Raw genomic sequence first — 22,620 nt, 5'->3', positions numbered from 1 at the left:
CGCTACGGTGACCCCCATGGAACTCGCCCCCCGCGAACAGGCCATCCTCGCCCTGGAGCGCCGCGGCTTCCCCGGCCCCGGCGCGAAGGAGCGCGCGATACGCGAGGAGCTGGGCCTGTCCCCGGTGCGCTACTACCAGCTGCTGAACGCGTTGCTGGACGACGAGAGGGCACTGGCGGCGGACCCGGTGACGGTGAACCGCCTGCGCCGGGTGCGGGAATCCAGACGAAGGGACCGCTGAGCCGGCCGCCCGCCCGCCGGTGCCCGCAAGCCGGGCGCCGGCCGGGCTTGCGCGGATGGTCGGATGGTCGAGCGGAGTCCTCTCGCGGGGTCCTGGGCGGAGCCGCGGGAGTGGATCCGGCCGAGCCTGGATAGTGTCGGTGCATGGACCCTCTGCCGACCCCGCAGACCCAGCCCGGCCGTGACGGACTCGCCGCCCTCCTCGCGAAGCCGAGCGCAGCGATCGTCGGCCTCGACTTCGACGGCACGCTGGCCCCCATCGTCGCCGACCCCGAGCAGGCCCGCGCCCACCCCGAGGCCGTACCGGCCCTCGCCGCCCTCGCCCCCAAGGTGGCCTCCGTCGCCGTGATCACCGGCCGCCCCGCCGGCGTCGCGGTCCGCTACGGCGGATTCGCCGGCGTCCTCGGCCTGGAGCACCTGACCGTCCTCGGCCACTACGGCGCCGAGCGCTGGGACGCGGTCACCGGAGCCGTCACCGCCCCGCCCCCGCACCCCGGCGTGGCGGCGGCCCGCGCCGAGCTGCCGGGCGTCCTGGACCGCGCGGGCGCCTGGCACGGCACGTGGATCGAGGAGAAGGGCCGGGCGGTCGCGGTGCACACCCGCCGCGCCGACGACCCGCAGGCCGCGTTCGAGGCCCTGCGCGGCCCCCTCGCCGACCTCGCCACCCGGCACGGCCTGATCGTGGAACCGGGCCGTATGGTCCTGGAACTGCGCCCGCCGGGCATGGACAAGGGCGTGGCCCTCGCCGACCACGTCCGCGCGACCGGCGCCGAGGCGGTGCTCTACGCCGGCGACGACCTCGGCGACCTCCCCGCCTTCGCCGCCGTCGACGAACTCCGCGCCGACGGCGTACCCGGCCTCCTGGTCTGCAGCGGCAGCACGGAGGTCACGGAGCTGGCGGAACGGGCCGACGTGGTGGTCGACGGCCCCGGAGGCGTCGTACAGCTGTTGCGGGCACTGGCGGCTCAGCTCGACTGAAGCTCCCTGAGCGCCTGCAGCTGCTCCAGGAACCACTGGGCCGGAGCGAGCGCGGTGGCCGCCGCCGCCAGCCTCTTGGTGCGGTCCGCCCGCTCCTCCGGCCGCAGGGACAGCGCCTCGTGCAGGGCCCGCGCGGTCTCCAGCACGTCGTAGGGGTTCACCACGAACGCGTCGGCGCGCAGCTCCTCGTACGCCCCCGCCTCCCGCGACAGCACCAGCGCACACCCCTGGTCGGAGACGACGGGGATCTCCTTCGCGACCAGGTTCATGCCGTCCCGGATGGGGTTGACCAGGGCCACGTCGGCGAGCCGGTACGCGGCCAGGGAGCGGGCGAAGTCGTCCTTGACGTGCAGCACGACCGGGGTCCAACCGGGCGTGCCGTAGGCCGAGTTGATCTCCTCGGCCACCCGCTGCACGGTGTCCGTGTAGTCCCGGTACACGGCGAGGTCCTGCCGTGACGGATACGCGAACGCGACGTGCACCACCCGCTCCCGCCACTCGGGGCGTTCCTCCAGCAGCTGCCGGTACGCCAGCAGCCCGCGCACGATGTTCTTGGACAACTCCGTGCGGTCCACGCGGACGACGGCCTTGCGCCCCGCGCCGATCTCCTCCCGCAGGGCCGCCATCCGGTCCTCGACGTCCGGCTCGTGCGAGCGGGCCCGCAGGAAGTCGCCGTCGGCACCGAGGGAGTGCACACCGATCCGGGTCTCCCGGCCCTCGCGCGGCTGCTCGATCGTCCTCGGGCCGCCCGACGGCCAGGTGACGCGGTAACGCTCGGGGTCCAGGCCCTCCGCGCACTTCTGGAAGGCCGTCGCCCACCGCCAGGTCAGGAACGCCACCCGGTCCGCGCCGAGCATGCCCGCCATCAGCTGCTCGCGGATGTCCCCGGGAAGCAGTTCGAAGTACTCCCGGGGCGCCCACGGGGTGTGCGAGAAGTGGCCGATGCGCAGGTCGGGGCGGAGTTCGCGGAGCATCCCCGGCACCAGGCACAGGTGGTAGTCCTGGACGAGGACCGCCGCCCCGCGCTCCGCCTCCTCGGAGAGCGCCTCGGCGAACGCCCGGTTGTAGGCCTCGTACGACGCCCACTGCCGCCGGAACTCCGCGTCGAAGACCGGCTCCAGCGGGGTCTGGTACAGCATGTGGTGGACGAACCAGAGCACCGAGTTGGCGATGCCGTTGTAGGCGTCCGCGTGCACGTCCGCGTCGATGTCGAGCATCCGCACCCGCTGCCCGCCGGTGTCCCCGGCCGGCAGCAGTCCGCCGCCCGCACGCCGTACGGCCTCCCGGTCGCCGTCGCCGAGCGCCGCGCACACCCACACCGAGTCCGCGTCCGGCCCGATGGCCGACAGCCCCGACACCAGCCCGCCGCCACCCCGCCTGGCGTGCAGCGAGCCGCTCTCGTTCACCTGGTACGACACCGGGCCGCGATTCGACGCGACCAGCACCTCAGCACCGCTCGTGGAGGAGGAAGCCATGGTCCTCAACCTAGCCCGGCCCGGAAACGCTCAAACGTGCGGCCACACCGGGCATCGCGGCCGTATACGAACTCACGCCACCCTGCGCTCGGCGTACTCCGCGATCTCCACCATCGGCGGCCGCTCCTCGGTGTCCACCGAGTAGGTGCGCGGTTCGAAGCCGTCCTCGCCCCGCTCGAACTGGGTCAGCGCGGGGCGGACGAGGTGACCGCGGGCCAGCCGGAGCTGGGCCGTGCGGTAGATCGCCGCGGCCATCCGGCCCAGCGCCTGCCCGTCCTGGTGCCGGTGCCTGCGCACCCCCACGTCCACCTGCGCGAGCGCGTCCAGACCCACCAGGTGCAGGGCGTCCACCAGCATGCCCAGCTCGACGCCGTACCCGACCGGGAACGGCAGCTGCTCCAGCAGTGAGCGCCGGGCCGCGTACTCGCCGCCGAGCGGCTGCACGAACCCGGCGAGCTGCGGCCAGTGCATGTTCAGCAGCGGGCGGGCCATCAGCTCCGTGACCCGGCCGCCCTGACCGGCCGTCCCGGCGAGCGGGCGGTCGTACATGGCCTTGACCAGGTGGACGTCCGGCTCGGTGAGCAGGGGGCCGACGATCCCGGTGACGAAGTCGGAGGAGAACTCCCTCAGGTCGGCGTCGACGAAACAGATGACGTCGCCCGTGGTGACGAGGAGGGAGCGCCACAGCACCTCACCCTTTCCGGGGACGGCCGGAACGCGGGGCAGGATCTCGTCCCGGTGGACGACCCGGGCGCCCGCGGCGGCGGCGACCTCGGAGGTGCGGTCGGTGGAGCCGGAGTCGACGACGACGATCTCGTCGACGAGCGGGGCCTGCTCGACGAGGTCGTGCCGGATCGCGGCGACGATGTCGCCGACCGTCTCCTCCTCGTTGAGGGCGGGCAGCACGACGCTGATGGTCCGGCCCGTGCGCTGCTTGGCGCACAGGACCCGGTGGAGCGGACGATCGGCCACGGACCAGGAGCGGGTGGCCAGCCAGCGCTCGACTTCTTCCAGCACGGTCTGCGGCTCCTCACTGTTCGTGATCACATACAGGCGATCGTGTGATCCATCTCGCGGTTCGGACGACTATCTCAACTGTCCTGGCCTTCGGTTACAGTCTTGAACAACGCCGATGACCATCGCATGTCGGGGGTCGCCGCGCGTTCACAACCGCATACCGCTCATCCAGAGGGGCAGAGGGACACGGCCCGATGAAGCCCCGGCAACCCTCCAGTCGGTTCTTGTCACGTTGACGTGGCGAGGCTCCCGGCTAGGGAAGGTGCCAAATCCGTCTCACGGCGAGATGCGTCGTGAGGAAGATGAGGAGAAAGGGCCTCGCCTCCATGGCTGTGCAGACAGTTGCAAGCTCCAGCACCTCCACCGTCGACCTCGGTCCCGCAGCGGCCCTGAGCTGTCGCGAGTGCGGTCACCGCGTCCCGCTCGGCCCGGTGTTCGCCTGCGAGGAGTGTTTCGGCCCGCTGGAGATCGCCTACGACTTCTCCGCCTACGACACCGAAGAGCTGCGCCGTCGCATCGAGGCCGGCCCCGCCAACATCTGGCGGTACGCACCGCTGCTGCCGGTCCCGGCGGACGTCGCCGACAAGCCGAACCTGAACCCGGGCTGGACCAAGCTCGTCAAGGCCGACAACCTCGCCCGCGAACTCGGCGTCACCGGCGGCCTGTTCGTCAAGGACGACTCCGGCAACCCGACGCACTCCTTCAAGGACCGCGTGGTCGCCCAGGCCCTGGAGGCCGCCCGCGCCTTCGGCTTCACCACCCTGTCCTGCTCCTCCACGGGCAACCTGGCCGGTGCCGTCGGCGCCGCCGCGGCCCGGGCCGGCTTCCGCTCCTGCGTGTTCATCCCGCACGACCTGGAGCAGGGCAAGGTCGTCATGGCCGCGGTCTACGGCGGCGAACTCGTCGGCATCGAGGGCAACTACGACGACGTGAACCGTTTCTGCTCCGAGCTGATCGGTGACCCGGCCGGCGAGGGCTGGGGCTTCGTCAACGTCAACCTGCGGCCGTACTACGCGGAGGGCTCCAAGACCCTGGCGTACGAGATCTGCGAGCAGCTCGGCTGGCGGCTCCCGGACCAGATCGTGGTCCCGATCGCCTCCGGCTCCCAGCTCACGAAGATCGACAAGGGCCTGCAGGAGCTGGTCAAGCTCGGTCTCGTCGAGGACAAGCCGTACAAGATCTTCGGCGCGCAGGCCGAGGGCTGCTCGCCGGTGTCGACCGCCTTCAAGGCCGGGCACGACGTGGTCCGCCCGCAGAAGCCGAACACCATCGCCAAGTCCCTCGCCATCGGCAACCCGGCCGACGGGCCGTACGTCCTGGACATCGCGCGCCGCACCGGCGGCGCCGTGGAGGACGTGACGGACGAGGAAGTCGTCGACGCCATCAAGCTGCTGGCCCGTACCGAGGGCATCTTCGCGGAGACGGCGGGCGGCGTGACCGTCGGTGTCACCCGCAAGCTGGTCAAGGACGGCGTCCTGGACCCGACGAAGACCACGGTCGTCCTCAACACCGGCGACGGCCTGAAGACCCTCGACGCGGTGGCCGGGACCGGCCTCACCGCCACCATCCGACCGACCCTGGACTCCTTCCGAGAGGCTGGCCTCGCATGAGCGTGACCGTTCGCATCCCGACCATCCTGCGCACCTACACGGGCGGCCAGGCCGAAGTGGCCGCCGAGGGCGCCACCCTCGCCGAGGTCATCGAGGACCTGGAGAAGAACCACACCGGGATCGCCGCCCGCGTCCTGGACGACCAGGGCAAGCTGCGCCGGTTCGTCAATGTCTACGTCAACGACGACGACGTCCGCTTCGAGCAGGGCCTCGAGACGGCGACCCCGGACGGCGCCGGGGTTTCGATCATTCCGGCGGTCGCCGGCGGCTGATCGTTACCTTAGGTAACTCCAGTTACGCATTGTTCATCGAATTGCCCCCTCCGTGAGAGAAGTGGAGGGGGCAATTCTGTGTGGTTGAGCGCGGTAGAGTTGGGGAACGCGTTCCCGGACCGACGGGTCGGGAGCCCTGTATTCATGCTGCGTGCCCGACAAGAAGTAGCCAAAGTGCGTGGGTTTCATGCGGCTTTTGTGCCCTTTGCGGGGCCCGACTTGCCCGGAATTCGGGCGAATTCTCACCACATTCCGGACCGTTCCCGTCCAGAATTCTCGTCCGATTGACCTGTTGCAGACGGCAGTTGGACAGATACATTCAGCCGCGGTCGACGCGTTCCGGCGCACGCCCCCGACCAATGGGGGGTGAGGTCTGACCCGGATCCGCGAAGTGTGGATCTGTGCAAGGGCCAGTAATAGGGGAGTTAGGCATGGCTCAGGGCACCGTCAAGTGGTTCAACGCGGAGAAGGGGTACGGCTTCATCGCGGTCGACGGTGGTGCGGATGTTTTCGTCCACTACAGCGCGATCCAGATGGACGGTTACCGCACCCTGGAAGAGGGGCAGCGGGTCGACTTCGAGATCTCGCAGGGCCAGAAGGGCCCGCAGGCGGACATGGTCCGGCTGGCGACCAGCTGAAGCACGCGTCGGCTGACAGCGACGTTCTTCTGTTTCATCTTCGAAGGGCCCGTACCCATGGGTACGGGCCCTTCGGCATGCCTGGCGCCCCCCTGTTCGCGCGCGGCTGAGCGCCCCTCCGGCAGGCCCGGGGCGCTTGCACTCGGGGGTGCCGAGTGCTAATCATTGGCGTTAGCACTCTGAAGGTGAGAGTGACAGTGATGGACCGGGTCGGTGAGGCCCGCGGGCCAAGTGGGGCAAGGAACCACGCGGCCGGCGAGCCGTCCGTCGCGGGCGCGGGCGCGGTCCGAAGGAATCACCCCCAGTCCTGGAGGGACCACTTCACATGGCCAAGATCATCGCGTTCGACGAGGAGGCGCGGCGCGGCCTCGAGCGCGGCATGAACCAGCTCGCGGACGCCGTGAAGGTGACGCTCGGCCCCAAGGGCCGCAACGTCGTCCTCGAGAAGAAGTGGGGCGCCCCCACGATCACCAACGATGGTGTCTCCATCGCCAAGGAGATCGAGCTCGAGGACCCGTACGAGAAGATCGGCGCCGAGCTGGTCAAGGAAGTCGCCAAGAAGACGGACGACGTCGCCGGTGACGGTACGACCACCGCGACCGTGCTCGCCCAGGCCCTGGTCAAGGAAGGCCTGCGCAACGTAGCCGCCGGCGCCAACCCGATGGCCCTCAAGCGCGGTATCGAGAAGGCCGTCGAGGCTGTCTCCGCCGCCCTGCTGGAGCAGGCGAAGGACGTCGAGACCAAGGAGCAGATCGCCTCCACCGCGTCCATCTCCGCCGCCGACACCCAGATCGGCGAGCTGATCGCCGAGGCCATGGACAAGGTCGGCAAGGAAGGCGTCATCACCGTCGAGGAGAGCAACACCTTCGGCCTGGAGCTCGAGCTCACCGAGGGCATGCGCTTCGACAAGGGCTACATCTCCGCCTACTTCGCGACCGACATGGAGCGCATGGAGGCGTCGCTCGAGGACCCGTACATCCTCATCGCCAACTCCAAGATCGGCTCCGTCAAGGACCTGCTCCCGCTGCTGGAGAAGGTCATGCAGTCGGGCAAGCCGCTGCTGATCATCGCCGAGGACGTCGAGGGCGAGGCCCTGTCGACCCTGGTCGTCAACAAGATCCGCGGCACCTTCAAGTCCGTCGCCGTCAAGGCCCCGGGCTTCGGCGACCGCCGCAAGGCCATGCTCGGCGACATCGCCATCCTCACGGGTGGCGAGGTCATCTCCGAGGAGGTCGGCCTCAAGCTGGAGAACGCGACCCTGGACCTCCTGGGCCGCGCCCGCAAGGTCGTCATCACCAAGGACGAGACCACCATCGTCGACGGTGCCGGCTCCTCGGAGCAGGTCAACGGCCGGGTGAACCAGATCCGCGCCGAGATCGAGAACAGCGACTCCGACTACGACCGCGAGAAGCTGCAGGAGCGCCTGGCGAAGCTCGCCGGCGGTGTCGCGGTCATCAAGGCCGGTGCCGCCACCGAGGTGGAGCTCAAGGAGCGCAAGCACCGCATCGAGGACGCCGTCCGCAACGCCAAGGCGGCCGTCGAGGAGGGCATCGTCGCCGGTGGTGGCGTGGCCCTGCTGCAGGCCTCCCAGGTCTTCGAGAAGCTGGAGCTCGAGGGTGACGAGGCGACCGGCGCCAACGCCGTGCGCATCGCGCTCGAGGCCCCGCTGAAGCAGATCGCCGTCAACGCCGGCCTCGAGGGCGGTGTCGTGGTGGAGAAGGTGCGCAACCTGACCCCGGGCCACGGCCTGAACGCCGCGACCGGCGAGTACGTCGACCTGGTCGCCGAGGGCATCATCGACCCGGCGAAGGTGACCCGTTCCGCGCTGCAGAACGCCGCCTCCATCGCCGCGCTGTTCCTCACCACCGAGGCCGTCATCGCCGACAAGCCGGAGAAGGCCGCCGCGCCGGCCGGCGGCGGCATGCCGGGCGGTGACATGGACTTCTGATCGACCTGACGGTTGATCGCCTGTCCTACGGACGAGGGCGGTGCCCCCAGCCACTGGCTGGGGGCACCGCCCTCGGGCGTTTCACGGTCATGGAGTGACGGCCGGACCGGCACGGTGTGAGCGGCGTCACGTAAGAGGCTTCCCTCGGGTCGGGAATGTGGGGCAGCGCATAGGCGATTACTTAAGCAGCTGCAACAATGCGTGCACACATACCGCCCGGTTTACAGATCCATCCCCGAGGAGCCCCCACGTGACCGTCACGACGCCCGCCTCCCGCGCGGCCCAGCTGCTGTCCCGCCCGATCGCGCTCAACGGTCTCACCGTCCCGAACCGGATCGTGATGGCGCCGATGACCCGCATGTTCTCCCCGGGCGGCATCCCCGGCGAGGACGTGCGCTCGTACTACGCCCGCCGTGCCGCCGCCGGTGTCGGCCTGATCGTCACCGAGGGCACCTACGTGGGCCACGACTCGGCAGGCCAGAGCGACCGCGTGCCGCGGTTCCACGGGGAGGAGCAGCTGGCGGGCTGGGCGAAGGTCGCCGAGGACGTGCACGCGGCCGGCGGCACCGTCGTCCCGCAGCTGTGGCACATCGGCATGGTCCGCAAGGACGGCGACGCCCCCTTCCCGGACGCCCCGGCGATGGGCCCGTCGGGCCTGGTCACGGCGGGCGCCGAGCCCACCGGCAAGGCGATGACGCAGGCCGACCTGGACGCCGTCATCGGCGCGTTCGCCGAGGCCGCGGCCGCGGCCGAGCGCATCGGCTTCGACGGTGTGGAGCTCCACGGCGCCCACGGCTACCTCGTCGACCAGTTCCTGTGGGAGGGCACCAACCGCCGCACCGACGCCTACGGCGGCGACCCGGTGGCCCGCACCCAGTTCGCCGCGGAGATCGTCGCCGCGGTCCGCGAGGCGGTCTCGGCCGACTTCCCGGTCATCTTCCGCTACTCGCAGTGGAAGCAGCAGGACTACACCGCCCGGCTCGCCGAGACCCCCGAGGAGCTGGAGGCCATCCTGACCCCGCTCGCCGCGGCCGGCGTCGACGTCTTCCACGCCTCCACCCGCCGCTACTGGGTGCCGGAGTTCGACGGCTCGGACCTGAACCTGGCGGGCTGGACGAAGAAGATCACCGGCAAGCAGGTCATCACCGTCGGCTCGGTCGGCCTGGACGGCGAGTTCCTGGCCGCCTTCCAGGGCCAGGGCTCCGAGGTCAAGGGCATCGACAACCTCCTCGACCGGCTGGAGGCCGACGAGTTCGACATGGTCGCCGTGGGCCGTGCGCTGCTCCAGGACCCCGAGTGGGCCGCCAAGGTGCTCGCCGACCGCTTCGACGAGCTGAAGCCGTACGACGCTGCCGCGGTGAAGACCCTCAGCTGACCTGGTTTCCCGGGCACTTGTGATCGTCCCCGCCCGTTTCCCTGATGACCAGTGAGGGAGCGAGCATGACGACGAGTGAGTCACAGGCCCGGCCGGCGGGGACCGCCGGACCCGTGGTGCGCACCGCCTCCGGCGCGGTGCGCGGCCGCCACGAGGAGGGTCTGGCGGTCTTCCGGGGCATACCCTTCGCCGAACCCCCGGTCGGCGAGGCCCGGTTCCAGGCCCCCCGCCCGGCCCGTCCCTGGGGCGGCACCCGGGAGGCGTACGCCTTCGGGCCGCCTCCCCCGCAGGACCTCGGCCTGCAGGGCCGGCCGGGCGCGGAGACCGGCCCCACGGGCGACGACTGGCTGACCGTGAACGTATGGACGCCCGAGGCGGACCCGTCCGCCCGCCGCCCGGTCATGGTGTGGATCTACGGCGGCTCCTACAAGATGGGTCACGCCGGCCAGCCGGCCTACGACGCACAGCGCATCGCCCGGGAGCGCCACGTCGTCGTGGTCACCTTCAACTACCGGGTGGGCGTGGAGGGTTTCACCCGCCTGGACGGCGCACCGGCCAACCGGGGCCTGCTGGACCAGGTGGCCGCGCTGGAGTGGGTGCGGGAGAACATCGCGGGGTTCGGCGGCGACCCCGACCTGGTTACCGTCTTCGGCGAGTCGGCCGGAGCGGGTTCGATCGCCTCGCTGCTGGCGATGCCGGGGGCCCGCGGCCTGTTCCGGCGGGCGGTGGCCCAGAGCGTGCCCGGCACGTTCTTCTCCGACGAGTTGGCGCGGGACATGGCCCGGGCGCTCGCGGCGGAGGCGGGCCGCAAGCCCACGGCGGCCGACCTGACCGATGTGGACCCACGTCAACTCATCGCGGCCGGGCAGGCCTTGGGCGCCAGGATGGCCCAGTACACGGACCGCTGGGGTCAGGCGGCACCGACGGTCACGCCCTTCTCGCCGGTGGTCGACGGCGATGTCCTGCCCACCACGCCCTGGCGGGCCCTGGCGGCGGGCGCGGCCCGGGAGGTGGACCTCCTCGTCGGCCACAACCGCGACGAGGCACGGCTGTTCCTCGTCCTGGGCGGCATGCTGGGCAGGGTCACGGACGAGCAGGTGACCGGGGTCCTGCGGCTGCTGGCCCCGGGCGGCGAGGCGGGCGAGCGGGCCTACCGATCGGCCTTCCCCGACGTCTCCCCGACCGCGCTGTGGGAACGCGTCCAGACGGACTGGCTGTTCGCCATGCCGACCCTGCGACTGGCCGAGGCCCAGCTGGCGGGCGGCGGCGGAGCCCATGTCTACGAGCTGACCTGGCCGGCCCCCGGCAGTGGCGGCGTCCTGGGCGCCTGCCACACCCTGGACGTCACCCTGCTCTTCGGCGGCTACGGCGCCGACCTGGGGAGGCTGCTCTTCGCCGGGGCGGACGTACCGGCCGAGGCGAAGCAGCTGTCGTCCCGCTTCCGCCGTGCGTGGACGTCCTTCGCCCGGACGGGAGACCCGGGCTGGCCGGCGTACGACACCGAGGCACGCCTGGTGCAGGTACTCGACGCGGACCCGACGGTCACGGCCTACCCGGAGGAGCGCAGCAGACGCCTGTGGGAGGGGCACGAGTTCCTCCCCCTGCCGCTGCTCGGCTAGAGGTTGCCCATGGGCTCGATGTCGACGTGCACGGGTGTGCCCCACACCCGCAGCACCTCGTAGTCGGTGAACTCGTGCACGAGCCGGTAGGCCATCGCGGGCCGTGATCCGCGCCGCTGGGCGGCGAGATAGGCCTCCGCCTCACGCCGGTCCCGCCGCGGTGTCCCGCACAGCTGCCACTCCTGCCCGTTCCACGCCTCCGGCAGCCAGCGCTGCTGCGGCTGCGGACGGTCGGCGCGGACGCCGTAGCGGGACGGCGCGCCGGTCACCGGCCCGGCCGGACTCGGCCGGCTCCCGTACTCCGACCGCCGGGCGGCCCGGCGCCGGGTCTCGCAGAGCAGGCACAGATCGGGCGCGCTCTCGTCGACGGGCCCCTGCGGATGCTCGGGGCACCGGGTGCTGGGCGCGCCGCTCCCGACGCCCTCGTCCACCAGGTCGAGCGCCCGGCGCAGATCGGCCTTGATCTCGTGCAGCCGGGCGTCCGGGGTGTCGGCGCCCAGCGCCTCCCCGTGTTCCCCGAGGAGCCGAAGCGCCCGTCCTAGGGCGGCGAGCTGGGTGTGGTTCATGGTGTCCGACGGTAGCGCGTCCGTGTAGAACGGGGGCGTGCCCGTCCTGCCGAACCGGCTCGTAGCCGCCCTGCACCGCTTCAACGCCGCGTACCCCTGGGATCACAACGCGCACTATCACCGCTGGCTGCTGCGGCAGCTGCCGCGCCGGTTCGGTGCGGCGCTGGACGTCGGGTGCGGCAGTGGCGATCTGGTCCGGGCGCTGGCCGCGCGTGCGGAGGCGGTCCTCGGGGTGGACGCCGATCCCCGGATCCTGGCCGGCGCCCGGGAGCTGACCGGGCAGGACGCCCCTGTCACCTACACCCTGGCCTGCGCCCCGGACGGTCTTCCGCCCGGCCGCTACGACGTCATCACCTGTGTCGCCGTGCTCCATCACCTGCCCTTCGCCGACACCCTCACCCGGCTGCGGCGGGAGCTGGCGCCGGGCGGCACCCTGGTGGTCGTCGGCTGTGCCCGGGCCGCGAGGCCGCGCGATCACTGGCTCGGCCTGGCCGCGATACCGCTCAACGCGCTGACCGGGTGGGTGAAGAACCGCGGGCGGCCGGCCCCCCACAGGCCGGTGTCCATGACCGCGCCCGTCCGGGAGCCCGGGATGACCTACGACGAGGTCGGGCGGGAGGCCCGCCGGCTGCTGCCCGGGGCCCGGTTCCGGCGGCGGCTCTTCTGGCGTTACACGCTGGTCTGGCGGGCTCCCTGAAGGCCCTGGTGGATCAGGCTGCCGTCGCGGCACGGGACCGCGGTGTCGCTCAGCGGCACCGGGGCCACGGCGTTGACCAAGGGGATGACGACGATGTCGGTGGCACAGGCGGCGGTGTCGGTGAGGGTCCAGCCGCCTTCGGTGTACGAGTCGCCGACGGCCGGGGCGGCGGCGTGCGCGGGGGCGGCAAGGGCGGCGGCGGAGACCGTGAGGGCGGCGGTGGCCAGGAGCTTCTTCATCATGCCCGGGGAAACGACCCGCCCTGCGCTGCGTCACGCGGATGCGCCCGACCGGGGCCGCGAGGATCCGGCGGGCCGCAGGCGCCCGGTCCTGAGGCGTCCGGGGGCAACTCCCGTCGGGGGCGTGCCCTTGCCGGGGGTTTCTTCGTCGTGCCCGGGGAAACGGCCCGCCCCTGCGGTGCGTCATGCGGATGTGTCCGGCCGGGGCTGCCACGGTCCGGTGGGCCGGAGGCGCCCGGTCCTGAGGCGTCCGGGGCAACTCCCGTCGGGGGCGTGCCCTTGCCGGGGGTTTCTTCGTCGTGCCCGGGGAGACATTCGTCCCCACGGTGCGTCACGCGGATGCGTCCGGCCGGGGCGGTGGCACAGGGGCGGCCGGTGCCTGGTCGTCGGTGTCAAGTCGGTTCGGTCGTCCCGGCTTTGCTCGGACGGTGCATGGCGTCCGGCAGGCCGAAGAAATACGTCGCCGTGAAACCGACCGCGTACCCCGTGAGCAGGCCGCCCGCGTAGATCGCCGTCGCCGTCCCCGCGCCCCGGTTCCCCGTCAGCAGCGGGAACAGGGCCCAGCCCGAGGGGCCGATCGCCGTCGCGCCCACCCGGGTTCCGAGCATCGCGAAGAAACCGACGAAGGCCCCGCCCGCCGCCCCGCCCGCGCAGGCGGTCAGGAACGGCCGGCCGAGGGGGAGCGAGACGCCGTAGACGAGCGGCTCGCCGATGCCCAGCAGCCCGGCCGGGAGGGCCGAGCGGATCGTCGTCCGCAGGGAGACGTCGTGGTGCAGGCGGACGTACAGCGCGAGCGCGGCGCCGACCTGGCCCGCGCCCGCCATGGCCAGCAGGGGGAGCAGGACGGTGTAGCCCTGCTGTTCGATGAGGGTGGTGTGGATGGGGATGAGGGCCTGGTGCAGGCCCAGCATGACCAGCGGCAGGAAGAGCCCGCCGAGGACGAGCCCGGCCACGGCTCCGGCGGTCGCGAGGAGCCAGTTCGCCGCCGTGCCGATCGCGGAGGCCAGCGCGCCCGCCGCGTACATCAGGCCGTACAGCGTCACCAGGCCGGAGACCAGCACGGTGACCGCGGGGGTCAGCAGCACGTCCAGCGCGCCCGGCACCCGGCCCCGGACCCACTTCTCCACCCGGGTCGCGAGCAGCGCCGCCGCGAGCGCGCCGAGCACCCCGCCCTGGCCGGGGGCGAGGTGCGTCCCGAACACCGTCACCTTCGTCACGCCCGGGTAGACGACGACGGCCGCGACCGCGCCGCCCAGTACGGGCGTCCCGCCGAACTCCTTGGCCGTGTTGTGGCCGACGAACACCGCGATCAGCGCCAGGAAGGCGGAGGCGATCGAGGAGAGGGCCGGGGTCAGGGCGGACAGCCAACCGCTGTTCACCAGCAGCCCGTTGAGCCCGGCGAGGATGCCGCAGCCGATCAGGGCGGGGATCAGCGGGACGAAGACGTTCGCGACCCGGCGCAGGGCGGCCTTGACCGGGGTGGCGTTGCGCTGCCGCAGCTCCTCCTTCAGCCGGGCCCCGCGGTCCTCCGGCCGCCCCGCGGCGACCCGCGCCGCCACCTCCGCCGTGACCTTCTCGACCACCCCGGGTCCGAGCACGAGCTGGCGGCCGGAGCCGTCGGACACCACCCCGAGCACACCGGGCAGGGCCCGCAGCCCCTCCTCGTCGGCGGCCGTCGGGTCGGCGAGGGTCAGGCGGAGACGGGTCATGCAGTGGGCCACGGAGGTGACGTTGGCCGGACCGCCGACCAGGGTGAGGACGGCGGCCGCGGTGGAGGCGGGGTCGTTGCGCACGCCCCGAGCGTGCGGGTCAGCGGGGCGCGTGCGCCAGCGCGGCACGCAGATGACCGCCGGACTCCTCCAGAAGGCGGGCGGCCGTCGGGCCGTCGACACCGGAGAGGAGGGCCAGGATGGCGTTCTTCACCTCGCCGCCGGACTCGGTCAGGGCCCGCTCGATCTCGTCGTCGCCCGCTCCGGTGGCCAGCGCGACGATACGGCGGGAGCGGGCCCGCAGCTTGTCGTTGGAGGCCCGGACGTCGACCATCAGGTTCCCGTACGTCTTGCCGAGCCGGATCATCGTGATGGTCGAGAGCATGTTCAGGACCAGCTTCTGGGCCGTGCCGGCCTTCAGCCGGGTGGAGCCGGTGATCAGCTCCGGCCCGACGACGACCTCGATGCCGTGCTCGGCGGCGGCCGCGAGAGCGCTGTGCTCGTTGCAGGCCAGGCCGACGGTCAGCGCGCCCAGGGCGCGGGCGTGTTCGACGGCGCCGATCGCGTAGGGGGTGCGGCCGGAGGCGGAGACGCCGACCACGGTGTCGTCGGCGGTGAGCTTCAGCGCGTCCAGATCCCTGCGGGCCAGCTCCCGGGAGTCCTCGGCGCCCTCGACGGAGGTCACCATCGCCTCCGGCCCGCCCGCGATCAGCCCGACGACCTGCGCGGGATCGGTGTTGAAGGTGGGCGGGCACTCGGAGGCGTCCAGCACCCCGAGCCGGCCGGCGGTGCCCGCACCGGCGTAGACCAGCCGGCCGCCGCGGGCCATGCGCTCGGCGACGGCGTCGATGGCGGCGGCGATCCGGGGAAGCTGGGTGCCGACGGCGGCGGGCACACCGCTGTCCTCGGCGTTCATCAGGCGGGCGATGTCGAGGGTGGGCAGACGGTCGATGTCGGCGAGCTCGGGCCGGAAGGCCTCGGTGGTCAGGGAAGCCAGCTGGCTGCGCAGATCAGGGGAGGTCATGGGGGGCGGCTCTCTCAGGTCTGGGTGCCGTTGCGCGTGCTGTCGGTCACCTGGGGCTGGTGCGGTGCCGATGCGCCAGCGCCTCGTACGACGCGGCCAGCGCGGGCGCCGCCGTCTCGTACGTGCGCTGGGCCACTCCCACGAACAAGCAGTCCACCACGAGCAGTTGACTGGTCCGCGAGGACATCGCGGCCGGTCGCAGCTCGCTCTCCCGTGAGGTGGACGTGGTCAGTACGTGGTCGGCGTACTGCGTGACCGGCGAGTCCGGCCGGCCGGTGATGGCCACGGTCGTGGCCCCGTGCTCGAAGGCGACCCGCAGCGGCTCGATGACGTCCCCCGTCGAGCCGGAGTGGGTGATCGCGATCGCCACGTCACCCGGGCGGAGCTGCACCGCGTTGGTCACCGCGAGGTGCGGATCGCTGTGGGCGTGGGCTATGAGGCCTATGCGCAGGAGCTTCTGGGTCAGGTCCTGGGCGACGAGCCCCGAGGCCCCTATGCCGTACACGTCGGTACGGCGGGCCCCGGCCAGCGCGCCGACAGCGGCTCCGAGCTGGGCGGTGTCGAGCCCGGCGGCCGTGTCGGCGAGGGTCTGCTGCTCCTCGTAGGCGAGCTTGGTGACGACGTCGGCGATGGGGTCGTCCACCGCGATGTCGGTCGTGATCGCGGGCGCGCGGCCCGACTGCTGCTGCGCGGCCAGCCCGGCGAGGGCGAGCCGCAGGTCCCGGTAACCCGGGTAGCCGAGCAGGCGGGCGGTGCGCACGACGGTGGCCTCGCTGGTGCCGGTCAGTTCGGCGAGGCCGGTGACCGTCAGGGCGGCGCAGCCGGCCGGGTCGCTCGCGACGGCCTCCGCGACCCGGTGCATGGACCGGGTCATGGAAGGGGCGAGGGTGCGCACCTTGGCGGCGAGGGAACCGCCCGGACTGCCGAAAATTTCCTTCACGTCCTGGGTCACGAATGAAAGATATTTTCGGCACGGCGCCGTGGTCAAGAGTGCGCACAATGGGTTCCATGGAACCCGTCACTCCCCTTGAGCAGGCCCTGCATGCCGCCCGAGCCCTGGTGCTCGCCGATCTGGTCGCGGGCCAGGTCGCGGAGGCGGACGTGGTCTCGCTGGTCGAGGACTCCGTCGCCGAGCGGCGCTGGTGGGTCGAGCAGTGGCCGGACGGCGCGGTCTATGTCGCCGGGCTGGTCGCGCAGGACGTGCAGGACGCCCTGCTGGACCGGTACGGCCGCTGGCCGCTGTGCCCGGTGTGCGGCACCGGCGATCCGCACGCGCTGGACGTGGAGCCCGAACTGGGCCCCGACCCGCACTGGGTGTGCCACAAGGCGGGCGTGAAGGTCGCGGCGGTGGGTTCGCTGGGCTCGGCCACGGGCGGAATGGCCTCTTCGTGACCCTGTACATCGACCCGCCGGCCTGGCCGGGACACGGCCGCATGTGGTCACACCTGGTCAGTGACGTGTCCTACGACGAACTCCACGCGTTCGCCGAGCGGCTGGGCGTGCCGAGGCGCGCCTTCGAGCGCGACCACTACGACCTGCCCTCGCACCGGTACGCGGACGCGGTGGCGGCCGGCGCGGTGCAGGTCGGCAGCCGCGAGGTGGTGCGGCTGCTGCACTCCTCGGGCCTGCGCCGGCGCAAGGGCAGGGGGGCTCAGGCCCGGCGGATGTAGAGCTGGAGCCCGTCGTCCAGGCCGTGCTCGTCGTGGGCGCGGCGCTCCTCCTCCACGGTCGCCCGGGTGAACCCGGCCCGGGACGCCACGCGCTGGGAGGCGGCGTTGGCGTGCTCGATGGTCGCGAACACCATCTCGACGTCGTCGCGGGCCAGCGCCCAGTCCGTCAGCACGCGCAGCGCCTCGGAGGCGTACCCCTGGCCGCGGGCGCCCTCGACGAGGTCGTAGCCGACCTCCACCCAGCCGTGCTCGTCCGGTGCGCCGTGGAAGCCCATCCCGCCGACCGCGCGGCCGTCCTCGTGCCGGACGAGGGCGAAGACCCCGAACTCCGGCCGGTGCACGCCGGCTTCGTATGCCTTGACCAGGGAGCCGGACGCCGCCCGGGTGCCCTCGTAGGGGCCGCCCTCGATCCAGTCCAGGCCGCCGTCGCCGCCGAGGGACAGATCACGGGCGGCGGCCGGACGCAGGCCGGTGAGCGTGATGCGCTCGGCCGGGATGACGAGGTTGTTGTTCCAGCGCCACTCGGTGACCGGGGCGCGGCCGGGCAGCTCGCCGCGGCCGGTGGCCCACAGCAGGGTCGGCCAGGGGGCGGGGCCGGGCTGGACGTGCGGGAAGAGGCAGGCCAGGAGGGAGGTGACGAGCTCGGCGGGCGGCTCGTAGCCGATCCCGAGGCCCTCGGCCATGTCGTGCGTGTGCAGCAGCACCTCGGCGACGCCCATCGCGGCGAATCCCTGGGCGTCGGCGCTGCGGAAGGGGTAGGGGTGGAAGGCGCGCACGCCGGGCGGGGCGGTGCGGACGGCGGCGGCGAGCAGGGCGCCGGTCGTCTCGACGACGTGCAGCAGGCCCGCGTTGCCGGTGCCCTCGTCCAGGAAGGTCAGCTCGAAGGGGACGTAGGCGTCCTGCGCCCGTCCGGCCAGGTTGCCGGCGTAGGCGATGAGGTCGTCGGCCACATGGACGGCGGTGGCATGGCAGTCCCACTCCAGCCGCCCGGCCCGTACGGCCTTCCAGTCCCGGTCGACCGCCGCCCGCAGCGCCGCCGTGCAGCCCGCCACGGCCTCGGTCACATCGTCCCCGCTCATCGGTCGCATGGGGCGAACCCTAGGGTGCCGACTCCCTCAGGTCGACAGCATTTCCAGCTCGGCGGAGATGTTGTAGCGGGCGGTGGCCTCCCAGTGCTCCTGCCCGTAGGGGGTGCGGAACAGCCGTGGCAGGCCCAGGAGTTGGCGCAGAACCGCCGAACGTCCCTGCCGGAAGGCGTCGTTCGGCACGAAGTGGTACTCCTCGCGCACCTCGGCGGCGTAGGCGGCGTACGCCGACGGCGGCGCGGCCAGGATCGCGAGGTCGGCGTCGCACAGCACCTGGCCGTCCCGGTCGTCGTCGGCCGGGTCGTGCGTGGCGGTGAGCCGGACCAGTCGGGCCACCTCGGCGGTCTTGTCCCGCGCCACCCCGGCCTCGGGTAGGGCGCGTTCGGCGAGGCGGGCGGAGCGCTCCTCGTTCGTCGACCGCTCGGGCAGATAGACCGCGTCGTGGAACCAGGCGGCCAGACGTACGACGTCCGGGTCGTCCGCGTAGGTCTCCAGCACGTCGACGCGGTCCAGGACCGCCGCCAGATGCTCGACGGTGTGGTAGCGGCGCTGCGGTTCCTGCCAGCGGCGCAGCAGGGCATCCGCGTACCGGTACGGGTCCGGGGCGCAGGAGTCGTCGTCCCGTGTCGCGAGCAGGGCGCGCAGCCAGCGGGAACGCAGGTCGTCGAGATCGGCCATGCCGTCATTCTCCCGCCCGGCGACCCGGTGCACCTAGCGTGGCCCCATGACTGACGTACAGGAACCACGGGATCCCGCACTGCCCGGCCGGCTGCTCGCCATCGAGCGGGACGCGCTGATACCGCTGCTGCGGTCGCGGCCGGACGCGGACTTCGCGCTGCCGGTCGCCGCGTGTCCGGGGTGGTCGGTGCGGGATGTGCTGGCGCACTGTTCGGCCGCGTTGCTGCGGGTGGTGGAGGGCCGCTTCGAGAAGGGCGTGTTCTCGCCCGAGTCCAACGACCGGGACATCGCCGAGCGGGCCGCGTGGCCGAACGCGCGGGTCGTGGACGAGCTGGAGCGCGGGATGACCGAGGCCGGGCCGGTGATCGCCGAGGCCGGCGGGGTGCTCGACATGATCGCGCTGGGGGAGTGGGTGCACGCGGGTGACGTGCGCGACGTCTTCGGTGCGCCGGGGGCGTACGCGGGGGCCGGGCTGCCGGACGCCCTGACGCTGCTCGTCCGGGTCACGCGTGAGAAGGAACACCTGCCCCTGCACGCCGACCTCGACGACGTGGACGAGCCGCTGCGGCTCGGGGCGGCGGCCGCGGCGGGCCCGCCCGCGCGCTACATCGGCGAGGCGGCCACGCTCGTCCGGCTGTACTCGGGGCGGCCGGTGAACGGGGCCGGGTACGAGCTGGCCGGTGCGCGGGAGGGGGAACTCAACATCTTCGGGTGAAGGGCGCTCCCGCACAGGCGTAGTCTTGGAATTGGACTAGACCTGTAGCCGCCGATGAATGGGGTGCCATGAGCAAGCGTGCAGTCCTGGAGGTGATCGCGCTCGACGTCGAGGACGCGGTCGCCGCCCAGGCCGGAGGCGCGGACCGGCTGGAGCTGGTCACCGACATGGCGGCCGACGGGCTCAGCCCGGCGCCCGCCACCGTCGCCGGGATCCGGGCGGCCGTCGACATCGACCTGCGCGTGATGCTCCGCCTCGCGGACGGCTTCGCCGCCGGGGACGTCCCGCGGCTCGTGGCGGTGGCCGGCGAGCTGCGCGAGGCCGGTGCCGACCAGTTCGTCCTCGGCTTCCTCGGCCCGGACGGCGGGGTCGACCTGGCCGCCGTGGAGCGGGTGGCCGGCGCGCTGGACGACTGCTCCTGGACCTTCCACCGGGCGATCGACCGCGCCGCCGACCGCGACGCCCTGCGCAAGCAGCTCGCCGACCTGCCCGGCCTGGACACCTACCTCACGGCGGGCGCCGCCGGCGGGGTGGACGACGGGCTGCCGACGCTGGTCGCGGAGGCGGCCCGGCGCGGGGAGCCGGGGTACGACCGGACACTCCTGGTCGGCGGCGGCCTGCGCCTGGAGCACGTCCCGCGGCTGCGGGCCGCCGGCATCGACGCCTTCCACATCGGCGGCGCGGCGCGGCCCTCCGGGTGGCAGGGGCCGGTCTCCGCGGCGGCCGTGGGCGAGTGGCGCAGGGTGCTGGACGGGCGGTAGGGGCTCGGGCCGTCAGGCCAACTGGGCCGGCAGCGGGGCCGCGTGGGTCACGATCAGACCCGACACCGCTCGCGTGAGCGCCACGTACAGCCGGCGCAGACCCGTCCGTTCGTCCGGCTCGCCGTCCACCACCGCCCGGGGCTCGTCCAGGACCACGTAGTCGTACTCCAGACCCTTGGCGAGGGACGCCGGGACCAGGGTGAGGCGGGTCTCCCGGGTGGTCTCCTCGCCGGGGGCGAGGTGGCCGATCCCCGCCGCCGTCAGGGCCTCGGCCAGCGCCGGGACGCGGGCGTCGGCGGCGATCAGACCCGTAGAGCCCTCGTTGCGCAGCAACTCCTCGCACGCGGCGACCACTTCGGAGGTCTCCGTGACCGTACGGATCTCGAAGAAGCCGGGGTTCTCACGGACCGAGGCGACCGGGGTGAGGCCGGGCGCGATGTGCGGGAGGAGGCGGGAGGCGTACGTGATGACGTCCGTGGGCACGCGGAAACCGGCCGTCAGCTCCTCGATGACGCCCTCGCGCTTGCCGAGGTGGGCCAGCGCCTCGTCCCAGCTGCGGGTCGCCCAGGGGGTCGTGCCCTGCGCCAGGTCGCCGAGGACGGTCGCGCTGCCGGTGGTGCAGCGGCGGCCGACGGCCCGGTACTGCATGGGGGAGAGGTCCTGCGCCTCGTCGAGGACGACATGGCCGAGCGAGTGCGTGCGCTGGATCTGGTCCGCCGCCTCGTCGATCAGCACCGCGTCCGCCGGCGCCCACCTGGCCGACTTCACACTGCGCACCGGCCTGGCCCACAGGATCGTCTTCTGCTCGTCCTCGTCCAGGATCCCGGCGGCGTGCTCGGCCAGGAAGTCCGCGTCCGTCAGCAGGCGCAGCACCAGCTTGGCCGGGTCCACCACCGGCCAGACCGCCTTCACCGCCGCCTTCACCGCGCTGTTGCGGGCCACGGCGTCCTGCACACGGTCGTCCGGTGCCTCCCCGGACCGCTCCATCTGCACCAGCACCGCGTGCGCGATCCGCTGCGGCAGGGCCTCGCGGGCGGCGCCGTAGCGGATGTCCCGCGCCAGCAACTCCCGGACGATCTCCTCCAGTTCGTACGACGGAAGCCGCCAGCGCCGCGAGCCGCGCACCACCACGACCGGCTCCGTCGGCAGGGTCACATGCGAGTACAGGGCCCGGCGCAGCACCTCGGCCATCCTGGCGTCGCCCTTGATCACGGCGGCGGCCGCGTCGTCCGTGCCGCGCACCTCCACATGCGCGACCAGGTCGTCGACGGTGGCCTGCTGCACCGTCAACTCGCCCAGCGCGGGCAGGACCTGCTCGATGTAGTGCAGGAAGGACCGGTTCGGCCCGATCACCAGGGTGCCGGTGCGGGCCAGCCGCTCCCGGTGCGCGTAGAGGAGGTAGGCGACCCGGTGCAGGCCGACGGCGGTCTTCCCGGTGCCGGGGCCGCCCTGGACACAGACCGTCCCGGACAGACCGGAGCGGACGATCTCGTCCTGCTCGGGCTGGATGGTGGCGACGATGTCCCGCATGGGGCCGACGCGCGGCCGCTCGATCTCCTGCTGGAGCAGCTTGCTGGTCTTCGCCCGCTCCTCCGGGTCGGACAGGTGCTCGTCCTCGTAGGCCGTGAGGTCACCGCCGGTGTAGCCGAAGCGGCGGCGCAGCCCGACGTCCATCGGGTCCTTCTTGGACGCCCGGTAGAAGGGCTGCGAGACCGGAGCTCGCCAGTCGATGACCATCGGGTCGCCGCCCGCGTCGTGCACGTGCCGGCGCCCGATGTAGAACTGCTCGCCCTCCGCGCCCTCGGCCCGGTCCGCGCCCGGTGAGTGCAGGTAGTCCAGCCGGCCGAAGAACAGCGGGGTGTCGCTGAGGTCGGCCAGCGCCTTGATCCGCTCGTCGATCTGGTGGGCCAGCACTTCGGCGTTGACCCAGTTCGCGGTGACGTCCCGGATGTCCAGCGCCTCCACGTCCTCGCGCATGGCGCGCAGCGCGGCACGGGAGGAGGCGAGGTGGGAGCGCTCTCGGGCGAGGGGATCGTCGGCGGGCACGGGCGTGGACACGGGGATGCCTCCGGTGGACCTGCTGGGTGGCTACGACGGTGCCGCCCGGTTTCCGACCGGGCGACGGCACTCCGCGGAGGGGAGGCGGGCAAGAGCGGAGATTTTAGGTGAACGGCCGGGGAGGAGACCAATGGTTTTCCCGGCCGCTTGTCCCCGCCCCGTCCCGCGCCGCCCGACCCCTAGGGGACACGGGCCCCTTGTAGTAGGGGGCGGAGTCCACCCGGAGAGCTACGCGGAGCGGTCCCG

The 22,620-nt window shown here is 72.6% G+C and carries 23 protein-coding genes and 1 riboswitch; of the genes, 13 read left to right on the top strand and 10 right to left on the bottom strand.

Features of this window, described 5'->3' with window-relative positions; all coding sequences use genetic code 11:
- Positions 1 to 16: 16 nt before the first annotated feature.
- Together AB0D93_RS07825 and otsB are read left to right on the top strand one after the other, a co-directional pair.
- A complete protein-coding gene (locus tag AB0D93_RS07825; protein WP_362114665.1) occupies positions 17 to 241 on the top strand; it encodes a DUF3263 domain-containing protein in 225 nt (74 codons plus the stop codon).
- Positions 242 to 384: 143 nt separating this feature from the next.
- Positions 385 to 1,218, top strand: coding sequence for a trehalose-phosphatase (gene otsB, locus AB0D93_RS07820; RefSeq protein WP_362114661.1), 834 nt, complete (start codon positions 385 to 387; stop codon positions 1,216 to 1,218).
- Here otsB and AB0D93_RS07815 read toward each other — a convergent pair.
- Both AB0D93_RS07815 and AB0D93_RS07810 read right to left on the bottom strand, forming a co-directional pair.
- Positions 1,206 to 2,693 (bottom strand): trehalose-6-phosphate synthase, encoded by a 1,488-nt coding sequence (locus AB0D93_RS07815; protein WP_362114658.1) that lies wholly within the window; start codon positions 2,691 to 2,693, stop codon positions 1,206 to 1,208. The genes otsB and AB0D93_RS07815 overlap by 13 nt on opposite strands.
- Positions 2,694 to 2,765: 72 nt before the next feature.
- A complete protein-coding gene (locus AB0D93_RS07810; RefSeq protein ID WP_362115110.1) occupies positions 2,766 to 3,710 on the bottom strand; it encodes a glucosyl-3-phosphoglycerate synthase in 945 nt (314 codons plus the stop codon).
- 161 nt (positions 3,711 to 3,871) lie between these two features.
- Positions 3,872 to 4,019: riboswitch (SAM riboswitch) on the top strand.
- 17 nt (positions 4,020 to 4,036) lie between these two features.
- Here AB0D93_RS07810 and thrC point away from each other — a divergent pair.
- The 6 genes from thrC to AB0D93_RS07780 all read left to right on the top strand — a co-directional run bounded on the left by thrC (position 4,037) and on the right by AB0D93_RS07780 (position 11,172).
- On the top strand, positions 4,037 to 5,320 hold the full coding sequence (gene thrC / locus AB0D93_RS07805; protein ID WP_362114655.1) for a threonine synthase: 1,284 nt from the start codon (positions 4,037 to 4,039) through the stop codon (positions 5,318 to 5,320).
- Positions 5,317 to 5,592: a MoaD/ThiS family protein gene (locus AB0D93_RS07800; RefSeq protein ID WP_076087077.1), complete on the top strand. Its 276-nt coding sequence runs from the start codon at positions 5,317 to 5,319 to the stop codon at positions 5,590 to 5,592. The genes thrC and AB0D93_RS07800 overlap by 4 nt, the downstream gene beginning before the upstream one ends.
- 431 nt (positions 5,593 to 6,023) lie before the next feature.
- Entirely contained in the window at positions 6,024 to 6,230 is a 207-nt protein-coding gene (locus AB0D93_RS07795) for a cold-shock protein (protein ID WP_019057200.1), read from the top strand.
- A gap of 325 nt (positions 6,231 to 6,555) precedes the next feature.
- Complete coding sequence (gene groL, locus AB0D93_RS07790) at positions 6,556 to 8,178, top strand: chaperonin GroEL (RefSeq protein WP_031170937.1); 1,623 nt, start codon at positions 6,556 to 6,558, stop codon at positions 8,176 to 8,178.
- A 250-nt stretch (positions 8,179 to 8,428) separates the two neighbouring features.
- Complete coding sequence (locus AB0D93_RS07785; protein WP_362114650.1) at positions 8,429 to 9,553, top strand: NADH:flavin oxidoreductase; 1,125 nt, start codon at positions 8,429 to 8,431, stop codon at positions 9,551 to 9,553.
- A 65-nt stretch (positions 9,554 to 9,618) separates the two neighbouring features.
- The gene (locus AB0D93_RS07780; protein ID WP_362114647.1) at positions 9,619 to 11,172 is read left to right on the top strand and encodes a carboxylesterase family protein; all 1,554 of its coding nucleotides are present in this window, start codon (positions 9,619 to 9,621) and stop codon (positions 11,170 to 11,172) included.
- On the opposite strand, the gene AB0D93_RS07775 is transcribed toward AB0D93_RS07780, so the two are convergent.
- On the bottom strand, positions 11,169 to 11,738 hold the full coding sequence (locus AB0D93_RS07775; RefSeq protein WP_362114644.1) for a hypothetical protein: 570 nt from the start codon (positions 11,736 to 11,738) through the stop codon (positions 11,169 to 11,171). The two genes, AB0D93_RS07780 and AB0D93_RS07775, sit on opposite strands and share 4 nt — an antisense overlap.
- A 37-nt stretch (positions 11,739 to 11,775) precedes the next feature.
- Between AB0D93_RS07775 and AB0D93_RS07770 the strand changes: the two genes are divergently transcribed.
- Entirely contained in the window at positions 11,776 to 12,435 is a 660-nt protein-coding gene (locus tag AB0D93_RS07770; protein ID WP_362114640.1) for a methyltransferase domain-containing protein, read from the top strand.
- Here the strand turns inward: AB0D93_RS07770 and AB0D93_RS07765 are convergent.
- From AB0D93_RS07765 to AB0D93_RS07750, 4 genes are all read right to left on the bottom strand, one after another.
- Positions 12,408 to 12,677, bottom strand: a complete 270-nt coding sequence (locus AB0D93_RS07765; RefSeq protein WP_362114637.1) for a hypothetical protein — start codon at positions 12,675 to 12,677, stop codon at positions 12,408 to 12,410. The two genes, AB0D93_RS07770 and AB0D93_RS07765, sit on opposite strands and share 28 nt — an antisense overlap.
- A gap of 389 nt (positions 12,678 to 13,066) precedes the next feature.
- Positions 13,067 to 14,467, bottom strand: coding sequence for a PTS transporter subunit EIIC (locus AB0D93_RS07760; RefSeq protein WP_362114634.1), 1,401 nt, complete (start codon positions 14,465 to 14,467; stop codon positions 13,067 to 13,069).
- A gap of 16 nt (positions 14,468 to 14,483) precedes the next feature.
- Positions 14,484 to 15,407 carry an N-acetylmuramic acid 6-phosphate etherase gene (murQ, locus tag AB0D93_RS07755; protein ID WP_362114631.1) on the bottom strand — a complete coding sequence of 308 codons (924 nt, stop codon included), beginning with the start codon at positions 15,405 to 15,407 and terminating at the stop codon, positions 14,484 to 14,486.
- Between the two features lie 46 nt (positions 15,408 to 15,453).
- Positions 15,454 to 16,359 (bottom strand): MurR/RpiR family transcriptional regulator, encoded by a 906-nt coding sequence (locus tag AB0D93_RS07750; RefSeq protein ID WP_362114628.1) that lies wholly within the window; start codon positions 16,357 to 16,359, stop codon positions 15,454 to 15,456.
- A gap of 56 nt (positions 16,360 to 16,415) precedes the next feature.
- Between AB0D93_RS07750 and AB0D93_RS07745 the strand changes: the two genes are divergently transcribed.
- Positions 16,416 to 16,799, top strand: a complete 384-nt coding sequence (locus AB0D93_RS07745) for a hypothetical protein (RefSeq protein WP_362114625.1) — start codon at positions 16,416 to 16,418, stop codon at positions 16,797 to 16,799.
- Entirely contained in the window at positions 16,796 to 17,077 is a 282-nt protein-coding gene (locus tag AB0D93_RS07740) for a DUF4031 domain-containing protein (protein ID WP_362114622.1), read from the top strand. Before AB0D93_RS07745 ends, AB0D93_RS07740 begins: the two co-directional genes overlap by 4 nt.
- Here AB0D93_RS07740 and AB0D93_RS07735 read toward each other — a convergent pair.
- Positions 17,059 to 18,165: a GNAT family N-acetyltransferase gene (locus AB0D93_RS07735; protein WP_362114619.1), complete on the bottom strand. Its 1,107-nt coding sequence runs from the start codon at positions 18,163 to 18,165 to the stop codon at positions 17,059 to 17,061. The two genes, AB0D93_RS07740 and AB0D93_RS07735, sit on opposite strands and share 19 nt — an antisense overlap.
- 27 nt (positions 18,166 to 18,192) lie before the next feature.
- Complete coding sequence (locus AB0D93_RS07730) at positions 18,193 to 18,840, bottom strand: hypothetical protein (protein WP_362114616.1); 648 nt, start codon at positions 18,838 to 18,840, stop codon at positions 18,193 to 18,195.
- A 46-nt stretch (positions 18,841 to 18,886) separates the two neighbouring features.
- Here AB0D93_RS07730 and AB0D93_RS07725 point away from each other — a divergent pair, with 46 nt between their 5' ends.
- Together AB0D93_RS07725 and AB0D93_RS07720 are read left to right on the top strand one after the other, a co-directional pair.
- Complete coding sequence (locus AB0D93_RS07725) at positions 18,887 to 19,555, top strand: maleylpyruvate isomerase family mycothiol-dependent enzyme (RefSeq protein WP_362114613.1); 669 nt, start codon at positions 18,887 to 18,889, stop codon at positions 19,553 to 19,555.
- Between the two features lie 68 nt (positions 19,556 to 19,623).
- Positions 19,624 to 20,316, top strand: coding sequence for a copper homeostasis protein CutC (locus AB0D93_RS07720; protein ID WP_362114610.1), 693 nt, complete (start codon positions 19,624 to 19,626; stop codon positions 20,314 to 20,316).
- Between the two features lie 12 nt (positions 20,317 to 20,328).
- Here the strand turns inward: AB0D93_RS07720 and AB0D93_RS07715 are convergent, their stop codons facing one another.
- Positions 20,329 to 22,374: a UvrD-helicase domain-containing protein gene (locus tag AB0D93_RS07715; RefSeq protein WP_362114607.1), complete on the bottom strand. Its 2,046-nt coding sequence runs from the start codon at positions 22,372 to 22,374 to the stop codon at positions 20,329 to 20,331.
- Between the last annotated feature and the right edge of the window lie 246 nt (positions 22,375 to 22,620).

Source organism: Streptomyces sp. NPDC048191, from assembly GCF_040652655.1.
GTDB lineage: Bacteria > Actinomycetota > Actinomycetes > Streptomycetales > Streptomycetaceae > Streptomyces.
This window is presented reverse-complemented; position numbering and strand designations above follow the sequence as displayed.